The sequence below is a fragment of the Rhizobacter sp. P5_C2 genome, assembly GCF_054049715.1.
Genome location: NZ_JBFULV010000075.1, coordinates 1 through 13,605 on the forward strand (window position 1 = coordinate 1; position 13,605 = coordinate 13,605).

Consider the following 13,605-nt stretch of genomic DNA (forward strand, 5'->3'; position numbering starts at 1 on the left):
CGCCCGCACCGCGCCGCTGCTCAGCGCGGCCAGGTCGGCCGTCTCCAGCGCCGCCACCTGGGCCGGCGTCAGCGCCGCGGCCTGCGCGGTCGACAGCGCCGCGAACTGCGTGGTCGTCAGCGCGTTCAGGTAGTCGGTCGGCAGCGCCGCAAGCTGCGGGCCGGTCAGCGACGCGATCTGCGCCGTCGTCAGCGCAGCGAACTGGTCGGAGCCGAGCGCCTCCACCTGCGCCGGCGTCAGCGCGCGAAACGCGGCCGAACTCAGCGCGCGCAGGTCGGCAGTTTCCAGCGCCAGCATCTGATCCGTCGTCAGCGCGGCCGCCTGCGTGGCGGTCAGTGCCGCGGCCTGGGCCGTCGTCATGGCAGCGATCTCGGCGGTCGTCAGCGCGGCCACCGAGGCCACGCTCAGCGCCTTGATCGCCGCGGTGTTCAGCGCCGCCCAGTCAGCGGTCTCCAGGCTCGCCACCTGGGTGGGCGACAAGGCCGCCACCTGCGCTGACGTCAGCGCCGCGAACTGTGCCGTGCCGAGCGCCTGCAGGTCGTCGCTGTTGAAAGAGGCCACCTGCGCCGGCGTCAGTGATGCGATCTGCGAGGTGGTCAGCACCGCGAGCTGTGCCGGGGTCAGCGCGTCGATCTGCGAGGCGCTCAGCGCGCGGAACGCGGCCGAACTCAGCGCGCGCAGGTCGGCCGTCTCCAGCGCCGCGATCTGCGCATCGCTCAATGCAGTGATCTGCGCCGAGTTCAGCGCCGCGGCCTGCGCGGTGGTCAGCGCGGCGATCTCGTCCGTCGTCACCGCGGCCAGCGCCAGCGGGTCGATGCCGCGGATCGCGGCTGTCGACAACGCCGCCCAGTCGGCCGTCGGCAGCGCGGCCAGTTGCGCCGGGCTCAGCCCCGCGGCCTGCGCCGAGGTGAGGGCGGCGAACTGCTGTGTCGACATCTGCTGCAGGTCGTCGGTGCCGAGGGTCGCCACCTGCGCTCCCGTCAGCGTGGCGATCTGCGCGGTGGTCAGTGCGCCGATCTGCGTCGGCAGCAGCCCGTCGAACTGCGCCGTCGTCAGCGCGGCCAGCTGGGTGGTGCTCAACAGCGCGATCTGCGCGGTGGTCAAGGCATCGAGCTGTGCGGCCGACAGCCCGCGCAGCGCGGCCGTCGTCAGCGCGCGCAGGTCGGCGCTCTCCAGGTGCGAGATCTGCTGCGTGGTCAGCGCCGCAGCCTGCGCGCTGTTCAGCGCGGCGAACTCGGCGGTCGTCATCGCGTTCAGCGCCGCGGTCGCCAGCGCGGCGATCGCGGCCGGCGACAGCGCGGCCACCTGCTGCGTGGTCAGCAGCACGATCTCCTGCGTCGTTAGCGCGGCCAGTTGCGCACTGCTCCAGCCGCGGATCGCCGCGGTGGTCAGCGCGCGCAGGTCGGCCGTCTCCAGGTTCGTGGCCTGCAGCGGGGTGATCGCGCCGGCCTGCACCGGCGTCAGCATCCCGAACTGCGCGGTCGTCAGCGCGTTCAGCTCGCTGGTCGTCATGCCGGCGATCTGCTGCGTCGTCAGCGCCTGCACCTGGGCGTCGGTGAGCCCGGTGGTGTTGGAGGTGGTGACCGGCGGCGCCGGCGTGGCCGAGTTCGTGGTGTTGCCGTCGGACGAGAACAGGTCCCGCCAGGCCGAAGGCAGCAGCTTGCTGACCAACCACTTGACGAAGCCGAATTTCATGCGAGCAGGGGGGCGGGTGACGGGCGTGAGCGCGCGGCACGCACTTCAGGGAGTGCGTGCCGCGCCATCGGTTGCCGCGCTCAGATCAGCGGGCCGATGTTCTTCAGGTGCTCTTCATCGGCCAGCAGCTTGTGGTCGATGTGCACCGCGGCGTGCGCCGTCGGTTGCGTCGCCGCGACCGTCGGGGCACTGCTGCCACCGGCCAGCACGTCGCTGGTCGGCGCGGCCAGCACGTCGGCCAGTTGCACCGGCAGTTCCTTGGCTGCCGCCGCATCGGTCGTCGGCGCCTTGCCGAACCACACGTCCGCCATGTCGTGCTTGGCGCCGTCCGCCGTCGTGTAGCTCGACACCAGGCCCAGCAGGTTGCCGTTCTGCACCGTCGTGCCGCTCGCGGCATGCAGGTCCAGCGAGACGATCCCGAAGTCGGCCAGGCCGTGCAGCTCGCCCTTCTCGGAGATGCCGTCCTGGTTGGCATCGACCCACACCTTCAGCTTGTCGAAGTTCACGTCCGCGGCGGTCAGCTTGCCGTCGTGGTTGGTGTCCTCGATCTTCATGGCCTCGTAACCGTTGCCGGCGCGGGTGCCGTCGGCCTTCACGGTCGCGACGCCGAACAGCTCGGTGCCGTCGTTGATCTTGCCGTCGCCGTTGCGGTCCATCACCAGGATGCCGTCCGTCGCAGCCGCCCAGCCCACCTTGTTGGCATGGCCGGTGGCGTTCAGGTCGAAGTTGACCCCGTGCGCCGCCGACACCGTCGAGACGCCGTCACCGTTCAGGTCCAGCACGATCGGCGAGGCCGCCATGAAGGCGTCCAGCTGCGGCGACGACATCACCGCGATGTCCTGGCCTTCGAAGGCCGCGATCTGCGTCATCGACATCGCCGCGATGTCCTGGGTCTCCAGGGCCATCGTCTGCGTGGTCGTCAGCGCGATCACCTGGTCGGTCGTCAGCGAATGCACCTGGGCGGTCGTGAAGGCCGCGATCTGGGCACCGCTCAACGCCTGGAAGGTGTCGGTCGTGATGGCCTGGATCTGGTCGGTCGTCAGCGACTGGATCGCGGCCGTGCTCAGCGCATGGATGTCCGCGGTTTCCAGGTGGCCGATCTGCGTGGCCGTCAGCGACTGGATCTGTGCCGTGTTCATCACCAGGAACTGCGAGGCGGTGAACGCGTTCAGGTCGTCGGTCGCCAGGTGCGAGAGCTGCGAGGTCGTCAGGTTGCTCACCTGGCCGCCCAGCGACGACAGCTGCGTCGTGGTCAGTTCACCCAGTTGCGCGTCCGTCAGGGCACGCAGCGAGGTCGAGTTCAGCGCGCGCAGGTCCTGCGTTTCGATCACCGAGATCTGGTCGGTCGTGATGCCGAGCACCTGGGTCGCCGACAGCGACGCGTAGTGCGCCGTGGTCAGTGCCTGCAGGTCCTCGGACGTCATCGTCCCGATCTGCGACGCGGTCAGCGAGGCCGACTGCGCCGTGGTCAGCGCCGCGAACTGCGTGCCGGTCAGCGCGTTCAGGTCGTCACTCGACAGGCTGGAGATCTGCGTCGTGGTCAGCGAAGCCACCTGCGCCGTCGTCAAGGCACCGAACTGGTCGGAACCCATCGCATCCAGCTGCGCGGTGCTCAGCGAACGCAGCGCCGCGGTGCTCAGCGCACGCAGGTCGTCGGTCTGCAGGGCCGTCATCTGGTCGGACGTGAAGGACTGCACCTGGGCCGTCGAGAAGACCGCGAACTGGCTGGTGGTCAGCGCGTTCAGGTCGTCGGTGGTCAGCGTGCCGACCTGGCTGGCCGACAGCGCCGCCACCTGGCCGGTGGTCAGGGCCGCCATCTGGTCGGACGTGAGGGCCGCCAACTGGTCGGAGTCCAGCGCGCGGATCGCGTTGGTGCTCAGCGCGCGCAGGTCGGAAGACTCCAGGTTCGGCATCTGGTCGGTCGTCAGCGCATGCGCCTGGGCCGTCGTGAAGGCCGCGTACTGCGCGGTGGTCAGCGCACGCAGGTCGTCGGATTGCAGGCCGGCGATCTGGGTGGCCGTCAGCGATGCCACCTGGGCCGTCGACATCGCCGCGAACTGCGCGGTGCCGAAGGCGTTCAGGTCGTCGGTGACCAGGTTGCTCAGTTGCGCGGTCGTCATCGCCGCCACCTGGGCCACCGTGAGCTGGCCCATCTGGTCGGAGCTCAGCGCATCGATCTGCGCGGTGCTCATGTTGGCGATGGCCGAGGTGCTGAGGGCACGCAGGTCCGACGATTCAAGGTGCGGGATCTGGTCGGAGGTCAGCGAAGCCACTTGCGCGGTCGACAGGATCGCGAACTGCGTGGTGCTCAGCGCATTCAGCGAGTCGGAGCTCAGCGACGACAGCTGGGTGGTCGTCAGGGCGCCCACTTGCGCGGTCGTCAGCGAAGCCACTTGATCCGAAGTCAGCGCAGCGAACTGGTCGCTGTTCAGGCCACGGATGCCGGCGGTGCTGATCGCACGCAGGTCAGCCGATTCCAGGTGCGGGATCTGGTCGCTGGTCAGCGCGCCGACTTGCGCGGTGCTGAGCGCGGCGAACTGCGCCGTGGTCATCGCACGCAGGTCGTCGGTTTCCAGGCCAGCCACCTGGCCGACCGTCAGCGACGCGACCTGGGCGGTCGACAGCGCGGCGAAGTCGGCGGTGTTCAGCGCGTTCAGGTCGGTGCTGGTCAGGTTGCTCAGCTGCGAGGTGGTCAGTGCGGCCACTTGCGCGGTCGTCAGCTGGCCCATCTGGTCCGAGGTCAGCGCGTCGATCTGCGCCGTGGTCCAGTTGCGGATCGCGGCGGTGCTCAGTGCACGCAGGTCGGCCGATTCCAGCGTCGGGATCTGGTCGGTGGTCAGCGCGGCGGCCTGGGCGGTCGACAGCGTCGCGAACTGCGTCGTCGTCAGCGCGTTCAGGTCGTCGGTGCCGAGCGTCGACAGCTGGGTCGTCGTCAGCGCGGCCACTTGCGCGGTCGTCAGCGCGGCGAACTGGTCGCTGGTCAGCGAGCCGAGCTGCGCCGAGTCGAGCTGGCGCAGCGCCGTCGTGCTGATCGCACGCAGGTCGCTGGATTCGAGGTTCGGCAGCTGGTCGGTCGTCAGCGCGGCGACTTGCGTGGTCGACAGCGCGGCGAAGTGCGCCGTCGTCATCGCGCGCAGGTCGTCCGACTGGAGCCCGGCGATCTGGCCGGCCGTCAGCGACGCGACCTGGGCGGTCGACAGCGCAGCGAAGTCAGCGGTGTTCAGCGCGTTCAGGTCGGTGCTGGTCAGGTTGCTCAGCTGGGCGGTCGTCAGGCCGGCGACTTGCGCCGTTGTCAGCTGGCCCATCTGGTCGGAGCTCAGCGCATCGATCTGCGCGGTGCTCCAGTTGCGGATCGCAGCGGTGCTCAGGGCACGCAGGTCCGACGACTCCAGGTGCGGGATCTGGTCGGTCGTCAGCGACGCGGCTTGCGCGGTCGACAGGATCGCGAACTGCGTGGTGCTCAGCGCGTTCAGCGAGTCGGAGGTCAGCGACGACAGCTGGGTCGTCGTCAGCGCGGCGACTTGGGCGGTCGTCAGCGAAGCCACCTGGTCCGACGTCAGCGCAGCGAACTGGTCGCTGTTCAGGCCGCGGATGCCGGCGGTGCTGATCGCACGCAGGTCAGACGATTCCAGGTGCGGGATCTGGTCGCTGGTCAGCGCGCCGACTTGCGCGGTCGACAGCGCGGCGAACTGCGCCGTCGTCATCGCACGCAGGTCGTCGGTCTCGAGGCCAGCCACCTGGCCGACCGTCAGCGATGCGACCTGGGCGGTCGACAGTGCCGCGAAGTCAGCGGTGTTCAGCGCATTCAGGTCGGTGCTGGTCAGGTTGGCCAGTTGGGTGGTCGTCAGGCCGGCCACTTGCGCGGTCGTCAGCTGGCCCATCTGGTCGGAGCTCAGCGCGTTCAGCTGGTCGGTGTTCCACGAGCGCAGGGCAGCGGTGCTCAGCGCACGCAGGTCCGAAGACTCCAGGTGCGGGATCTGGTCGGTCGTCAGCGACGCGACTTGCGCGGTCGACAGGATCGCGAACTGCGTGGTGCTCAGCGCGTTCAGCGAGTCGGAGGTCAGCGACGACAGCTGGGTCGTCGTCAGCGCGGCGACTTGCGCGGTCGTCAGCGAAGCCACTTGATCCGAGGTGAGGGCCGCGAACTGGTCGCTGTTCAGGCCGCGGATGCCGGCGGTGCTGATGGCACGCAGGTCGGCCGATTCCAGGTGCGGGATCTGGTCGCTGGTGAGGGCACCGACTTGCGCGGTCGACAGCGCGGCGAAGTGCGCCGTCGTCATTGCACGCAGGTCGTCGGTTTCCAGGCCGGCGATCTGGCTGACCTTCAGCGCGGCGACCTGGGCAGTCGTCAGCGCGGCGAAGTCAGCGGTGTTCAGCGCGTTCAGGTCTTCCGTCGTCAGGTTGGCCAGCTGGGTGGTCGTCAGGCCGGCCACTTGCGCGGTCGTCAGCTGGCCCATCTGGTCGGAGCTCAGCGCGTTCAGCTGGTCGGTGTTCCACGAACGCAGCGCGGCGGTGCTCAGCGTGCGCAGGTCGGTCGATTCGAGCACCGGGATCTGGTCGGTGGTCAGCGACGCGACTTGCGTGGTCGACAGCGCGGCGTACTGCTGCGTCGTCAGGGCGCGCAGGTCGTCGCTGTTCAGCGTCGACAGCTGCGTGGTCGTCAGCGCGGCGACCTGGCCGGTCGTCAGCGCGCCGATCTGGCTCGAGTCGAGGGCGGCCAGCTGGTCGCTGTTCAGCGCACGGATGGCCGTCGTGCTGATGGCGCGCAGGTCGGCCGATTCGAGGTTCGGGATCTGGTCGGTCGTCAGCGCACCGACCTGGGCCGAATTCATCGCGGCGTATTGCGCGGTGGTCAGGGCACGCAGGTCATCGGATTGCAGGCCGGCGATCTGGGTCGGCGTCAGCGACGCGACTTGCGCGGTGGACAGCGCAGCGAACTGCGCGGTGTTCATCGCGTTCAGGTCGTCGGTGACCAGGTTCGACAGCTGGGCGGTCGTCAGGCCGGCCACTTGCGCGGTCGTCAGCTGGCCCATCTGGTCGGAGGTCAGTGCGTCGATCTGCGCGGTGGTCCAGTTGCGCAGCGCGGCGGTGCTCAGCGAGCGCAGGTCCGACGACTCCAGGTGCGGGATCTGGTCGGTGGTCAGCGCGGCGGCCTGGGCGGTCGACAGGATCGCGAACTGGTTGGTCGTCAGCGCGTTCAGGTCATCGGAGCCGAGGCCGGCGAGTTGCGCCGGCGTCAGCGCAGCGACCTGGCCGGTCGTCAGCGCAGCGAACTGGTCGCTGGTCAAGGCACCGAGCTGGTCGGAGTTCAGCTGGCGCAGCGCGGCGGTGCTGATGGCACGCAGGTCGGCGGATTCGAGGTTCGGCAGCTGGTCGGTGGTCAGCGCGGCGACTTGCGCGGTGTTCAGCGCGGCGTACTGGGCCGTCGTCAGCGCACGCAGGTCATCGGACTGCAGGCCGGCGATCTGCGTCGCGGTCAGGCCGGCGACTTGCGCGGTCGACAGCGCGACGAACTGCGCGGTGTTCATCGCGTTCAGGTCGTCGGTCACCAGGTTGCTCAGCTGGGCGGTCGTCAGCGCGGCCACTTGCGCGGTCGTCAGCTGGCCCATCTGGTCCGAGGTCAGCGCGTCGATCTGCGCCGTGGTCCAGTTGCGGATCGCGGCGGTGCTCAGCGCACGCAGGTCGGACGATTCGAGCGTCGGGATCTGGTCGGTGGTCAGCGAGGCGGCTTGCGCGCTCGACAGCGTCGCGAACTGCGTCGTCGTCAGGGCGTTCAGGTCGCCGGTGCCCAGCTGCGACAGCTGGGTGGTCGTCAGGGCAGCCACTTGCGCGGTCGTCAACGCGGCCATCTGGTCGCTGGTCAGCGCGCCGAGCTGGTCGGAGTTCAACTGGCGCAGCGCGGCAGTGCTGATCGCACGCAGGTCGGCCGATTCCAGGTTCGGAATCTGGTCAGTCGTCAGCGCGGCCACTTGCGCGGTGTTCAGCGCGGCGAACTGGGCGGTGCTCAGTGCGCGCAGGTCATCCGACTGCAGGCCGGCGATCTGGGTCGGCGTCAGCGACGCGACTTGCGCGGTGGACAGCGCGGCGAACTGCGCGGTGTTCATCGCGTTCAGGTCGTCGGTGACCAGGTTGCTCAGCTGGGCGGTCGTCAGGCCGGCCACTTGCGCGGTCGTCAGCTGGCCCATCTGGTCGGAGCTCAGCGCATCGACCTGCGCGGTGCTCCAGTTGCGGATCGCGGCGGTGCTCAGCGCACGCAGGTCCGACGATTCGAGGTGCGGGATCTGGTCGGTGGTCAGCGCGGCGGCCTGGGCGGTCGACAGGATCGCGAACTGGGCGGTGCTCAGCGCGTTCAGCGAGTCGGAGCTCAGCGAGGCCAGCTGCGTCGTCGTCAGCGCGGCGACTTGCGCGGTCGTCAGCGAAGCGACCTGGTCCGACGTCAGCGCAGCGAACTGGTCGCTGTTCAGGCCGCGGATGCCGGCGGTGCTGATGGCACGCAGGTCGGAGGATTCGAGGTGCGGGATCTGGTCGCTGGTGAGGGCGCCGACTTGTGCGGTGCTGAGCGCGGCGAATTGCGCCGTCGTCATCGCACGCAGGTCATCGGTCTCGAGGCCGGCCACCTGGCTGACCTTCAGCGCGGCGACCTGGGCGGTCGACATCGCGGCGAAGTCGGCGGTGTTCAGCGCGTTCAGGTCTTCGGTGGTCAGGTTGGCGACCTGGGTGGTCGACAGCGCGGCGACCTGGGCCGTGCTCAGCGCGCCCATGTGGTCGGAGTTCAGCGCGGCCAGCTGGTCGCTGTTCAGCGCGCGGATCGCGGCGGTGCTCAGCGCACGCAGATCCTGCGTCTCCAGGTTCGACATCTGCGTCGTCGTGATGGCGGCGGCCTGGGCGGTCGTCATCGCGGCGAACTGCGCGGTGGTCAGCGCGTTCAGGTTGTTGGTGTTCAGGCCGTCGACCTGCGGCGTCGAGGTCAGCGCGGCGACCTGGGCGGTCGTCAGCTGGGCCATCTGGTCGGAGGTCAGCGCATTGATCTGGTCGGTGTTCAGCGCGCGGATCGCGGCGGTGCTGAGCGCGCGCAGGTCGGCCGATTCGAGGTTCGGGATCTGGTCGGTCGTCAGCGCGCCGACCTGGGCCGAGTTCATCGCGGCGTATTGCGCGGTGCTCAGCGCACGCAGGTCATCGGACTGCAGGCCGGCGATCTGGGTGACGGTCAGCGAGGCGACCTGGGCGGTGGACAGCGCGGCGAACTGCGCGGTGTTCATCGCGTTCAGGTCGTCGGTGTTCAGGCTCGTCAGCTGGGTGGTCGTCAGGCCGGCCACTTGCGCGGTGGTCAGCTGGCCCATCTGGTCGGAGCTCAGCGCATCGATCTGGGCGGTGCTCCAGCTGCGCAGTGCGGCGGTGCTCAGCGTGCGCAGGTCGGACGATTCGAGGTGCGGGATCTGGTCGGTGGTCAGCGCGGCGGTCTGCGCGCTCGACATCGCGCTGAATTGCGCGGTGCTCAGCGCGTTCAGGTCGTCCGAGGCCAGCGAGGCGATCTGCGTGGTCGTCAGCGCGGCCACCTGCGTGGTCGTCAGCGACGCGATCTGGTCGGAGGTCAGGGCGGCGAACTGGTCGCTGTTGAGGCCGCGGATGCCGGCGGTGCTGATCGCACGCAGGTCCGAGGACTCGATGTTGGGCATCTGGTCGCTGGTCAGCGCGGCGACTTGTGCCGTCGTCATCGCGGCGTATTGCCCGGTGGTCAGCGCGCGCAGGTCATCGGATTGCAGCCCGGCGATCTGCGTCGGGGTCAGCGCGGCAACTTGCGCGGTCGACAGCGCGACGAACTGCGCGGTGTTCATCGCGTTCAGGTCGTCGGTGCTCAGGTTGGCCAGTTGGGACGTGGTCAGTGCGGCGACCTGGGCGGTCGTCAGCTGGCCCATCTGGTCGGAGCTCAGTGCGTCGATCTGGGCCGTCGTCCAGTTGCGCAGCGCGGCGGTGCTCAGCGCGCGCAGGTCCGACGATTCGAGCGTCGGGATCTGGTCGGTGGTCAGCGAGGCGGCTTGCGCGGTCGACAGCGTCGCGAACTGCGTGGTCGTCAGCGCGTTCAGGTCGTCGGTGCCCAGCGTCGACAGCTGGGTCGTCGTCAGTGCAGCGACCTGGCCGGTGGTGAGCGCGGCCATCTGGTCGCTGGTCAGCGAGCCGAGCTGGTCGGAGTTCAGCTGGCGCAGCGCGGCGGTGCTGATGGCACGCAGGTCGCTCGATTCGAGGTTCGGGATCTGGTCGGTGGTCAGTGCGGCGACCTGGGCGGTCGTCAGCGCGGCGAACTGGGCGGTGCTCAGCGCGCGCAGGTCATCGGACTGCAGGCCGGCGATCTGCGTCGGCGTCAGCGCGGCGACTTGCGCGGTGGACAGCGCGGCGAACTGGTTCGTCGACAGCGCGTTCAGGTCGTCGGTGACGAGGTTGGACAGCTGGGCGGTGGTCAGTGCGGCGACTTGCGAGGTCGTCAGCTGGGCCATCTGGTCGCTGGTCAGCGCATCGACCTGGGCGGTCGTCCAGTTGCGGATCGCGGCGGTGCTCAGCGCACGCAGGTCCGACGATTCGAGGTGCGGGATCTGGTCGGAGGTCAGCGCGGCGGCCTGGGCCGTCGACAGCACGCCGAACTGCGTGGTGCTCAGCGCGTTCAGCGAGTCGGAGGTCAGCGACGACAGCTGGCCGGTCGTCAGCGCCGAGATCTGGCCGGTGGTCAGCGAGCCGACCTGGTCGGAGGTCAGTGCGCCGAACTGGTCGCTGTTCAGGCCGCGGATGCCGGCGGTGCTGATGGCACGCAGGTCGGACGATTCGAGCTTCGGGATCTGGTCGCTGGTCAGCGCGCCGACTTGCGCGGTGGTCAGTGCAGCGTACTGGGCGGTGCTCAGGGCGCGCAGGTCATCGGATTGCAGGCCGGCGATCTGCGTCGGGGTCAGGGCCACGACTTGCGCGGTGGACAGTGCGGCGAATTGCGCGGTGTTCAGCGCGTTCAGGTCGTCGGTGGTCAGGTTGGCCAGTTGCGCGGTCGTCAGGCCGGCGACCTGGGCGGTGGTCAGCGCGCCCATCTGGTCGGAGGTCAGCGCGTCGATCTGCGCGGTGGTCCAGCCCTTCAGCGCGGCGGTGCTCAGCGCGCGCAGGTCGTTGGTCTCCAGCGTCGGGATCTGGTCGGTGGTCAGCGCAGCGGCCTGGGCGGTCGACAGCGCGGCGAATTGCGTGGTCGTCAGCGCGTTGAGGTCGTCGGTGCCCAGCGTCGACAGCTGGGTGGTCGTCAGCGCGGCGACCTGGCCGGTGGTGAGGGCGGCGAACTGGTCGCTGGTCAGCGAGCCGAGCTGGTCGGAATTGAGCTGGCGCAGCGCGGCGGTGCTGATCGCACGCAGGTCGCTGGATTCGAGGTTGGGCAGCTGGTCGGTCGTCAGCGCGGCGACCTGGGCGGTCGTCATCGCGGCGTACTGGGCGGTGCTCAGGGCACGCAGGTCATCGGACTGCAGGCCGGCGACTTGCGTCGGCGTCAGCGCCACGACTTGCGCGGTGGACAGCGCGGCGAACTGCGCGGTGTTCATCGCGTTCAGGTCGTCGGTGACCAGGTTGGCCAGCTGGGCGGTCGTCATGGCGGCCACCTGCGAGGTGGTCAGCTGGCCCATCTGGTCGGAGGTCAGCGCATCGATCTGCGCGGTCGACAGGTTGCGGATCGCGGCCGAGCTCAGCGAGCGCAGGTCCGACGATTCGAGCGTCGGGATCTGGTCGGAGGTCAGCGCCGCGGCCTGCGCGGTGGTCAGCGCGGCGAACTGGTTGGTCGTCAGCGCGTTCAGGTCGTCGGTGCCGAGGTGCGCGATCTGCGTGGTCGTCAGCGATGCGACCTGGGCGGTCGTCAGCGCGGCGAACTGGTCGGAGTTGAAGGCGCCGAGCTGGTCGGAGTTCAGTGCGCGCAGCGCGGTGGAGCTCAGCGCCCGCAGGTCTTGCGTCTCCATCACGGCGAGTTCGGCGGTGCCGATCGCGGAGATGTTGGTCGACGGGATCGCGGCGACCTGCGTCGTCGTCAGTGCCTGGAACTGCGCGGTGTTGAACGCGGCCCAGTCCTCGGTCGTCAGCCCGGCAATGGACTTCGTCGACAAGCCGGCGATCTGAGCGGTCGTCAGGAACTGAATGATGCTGGCCATGAAGGGCGTCCTTTGTGTGGAATTCGTTTGCGGGGTCGGTGGGTGTGCGTGCACCTGCTCCAAACCGGACCCAGTCAAACGGGAATATCGGATACATGTGCCGAACCCTTAAGGTGCAAATGAGGCGGGGATACGGCGCTGTTTGCGCAATCCGTCTGGTTTGGGTCCGCATCGGCCGGTGCTGGTAGATTGCGCGCCATGACCGATTTCACGTTTCTCTGGCACGACTACGAAACCTTCGGCCGCGTGCCGCGCCATGACCGGCCGGCCCAGTTCGCCGGCATCCGCACTGATGCCGAGCTGAACGAGCTGCCCGGCGGCGAGCTGATGGTGTATTGCCAGCCGGCGCCCGACTACCTGCCCGATCCGGAGTCCTGCCTGCTGACCGGCATCCTTCCGCAGGCCTGCCTGGAGCGCGGCGTGCCGGAGCATGCGTTCGCCGACGCGATCGAGGCGCAGCTGGCGCAGCCCGGCACGGTGGGTGTCGGCTACAACACGATCCGCTTCGACGACGAGGTCACGCGCCACCTGTTCTGGCGCAACCTGATCGACCCGTACGCGCGCGAGTGGCAGAACCAGTGCGGGCGCTGGGATCTGCTCGATGTCGTGCGCCTGACCTGGGCGCTGCGGCCGGAGGGCATCACCTGGCCGACGCATGACGACGGGCGGCCGTCGTTCAAGCTGGAGCACCTGACGGCCGCGAACGGGCTGTCGCACGAGGCGGCGCACGATGCCTTGTCAGACGTGCGGGCGACGATTGCGCTGGCGAAGCTGATCAAGTCACGCCAGCCGCGGCTGTGGGATTTCGCACTGAAGCTGCGCAAGAAGGACGAGGTGCTCCAGGAGATGGGCGTGGGCCGGCCGTTTTTGCACATCTCGGGCATGTACGGCGTCGAGCGCGGCTGCATGGCGCTGGTGTGGCCGCTCGCGCCGCACCCGAGCAACAAGAATGAAGTGATCGTGTGGGACCTGGCCCACGACCCTGCGGAGTTGTTCACGCTGGACGTCGAGACGATCCGGCTGCGCATGTTCAGCAAGGCGGACGACCTGCCTGACGGCGTGGCGCGCCTGCCGATCAAGACGATCCACATCAACAAGTCGCCGATGGTGATCGGCAACCTGAAGACGCTGAGCGATGCGGTGGCGGCGAAGTGGGGCGTCGACGTGCCGCTGGCGATGGCGCATGCGGAACTGGCCGCGAAGCAGGGGCATCTGCTGGCCGGCATGTGGCCGGCGGTGTTCGAGCGGCCGGCGCCGAGCGCGAAGCCGGATGTCGACGAGGATTTGTACGGCGGCTTCGTCGGCAACGAAGACCGCAAGGCGCTGCAGCGGCTGCGCGGGTTGTCGCCGCAGCAGCTGGCCGACAAGCGGCCGGCGTTCGCCGATCCGCGGCTGGCGGAGATTTTGTTCCGCTACCGGGCTCGCAATTTCCCGCAGACGCTCAGCGAGGCCGAGCAGGCGCAGTGGCTGGAGCACCGGGTGCACAAGCTGCACGACGGGGCGGGGGGCGCGTTGACGCTGCAGGCCTTCTTCGACCGGATCGATGCGCTGCAGGAATCAGAAGCGCTGGCGGAGGATGAGCGGGCGCAGGACATCCTGGGCGCACTGGTCGACTACGCCACTGAGATAGCGCCCGAGCGGGATTGATTCCTGGCGTGTCTGCTGCGCGTCGCGGGGGGTGAGGGAATGGGCTGGGGGCTCATGCCGAGGCGGTCGACGCCCCCAGGGGGGCGCCGACTCCACGAAGAAG

Annotated in this window: 2 protein-coding genes and 1 pseudogene; 1 reads left to right on the forward strand and 2 read right to left on the reverse strand. The window is 69.2% G+C overall.

Features of this window, described 5'->3' with window-relative positions:
- Both ACXJLU_RS23635 and ACXJLU_RS23640 read right to left on the reverse strand, forming a co-directional pair.
- Positions 1 to 1,695: pseudogene (locus tag ACXJLU_RS23635) on the reverse strand (heme utilization protein); the annotation flags it as partial.
- Positions 1,696 to 1,775: 80 nt separating this feature from the next.
- Positions 1,776 to 11,855 carry an SPM autocatalytic domain-containing protein gene (locus ACXJLU_RS23640; protein WP_457335189.1) on the reverse strand — a complete coding sequence of 3,360 codons (10,080 nt, stop codon included), beginning with the start codon at positions 11,853 to 11,855 and terminating at the stop codon, positions 1,776 to 1,778.
- Positions 11,856 to 12,053: 198 nt separating this feature from the next.
- Between ACXJLU_RS23640 and sbcB the strand changes: the two genes are divergently transcribed.
- Positions 12,054 to 13,502 carry an exodeoxyribonuclease I gene (gene sbcB / locus ACXJLU_RS23645; RefSeq protein WP_073465425.1) on the forward strand — a complete coding sequence of 483 codons (1,449 nt, stop codon included), beginning with the start codon at positions 12,054 to 12,056 and terminating at the stop codon, positions 13,500 to 13,502.
- Positions 13,503 to 13,605 lie beyond the last annotated feature (103 nt).

Bases quoted from the DNA above. Each gene is read 5' to 3' on its own strand.
- sbcB (WP_073465425.1), top strand. From the start codon at position 12,054: ATGACCGATTTCACGTTTCTCTGGCACGACTACGAAACCTTCGGCCGC.
- ACXJLU_RS23640 (WP_457335189.1), bottom strand. From the start codon at position 11,855: ATGGCCAGCATCATTCAGTTCCTGACGACCGCTCAGATCGCCGGCTTG.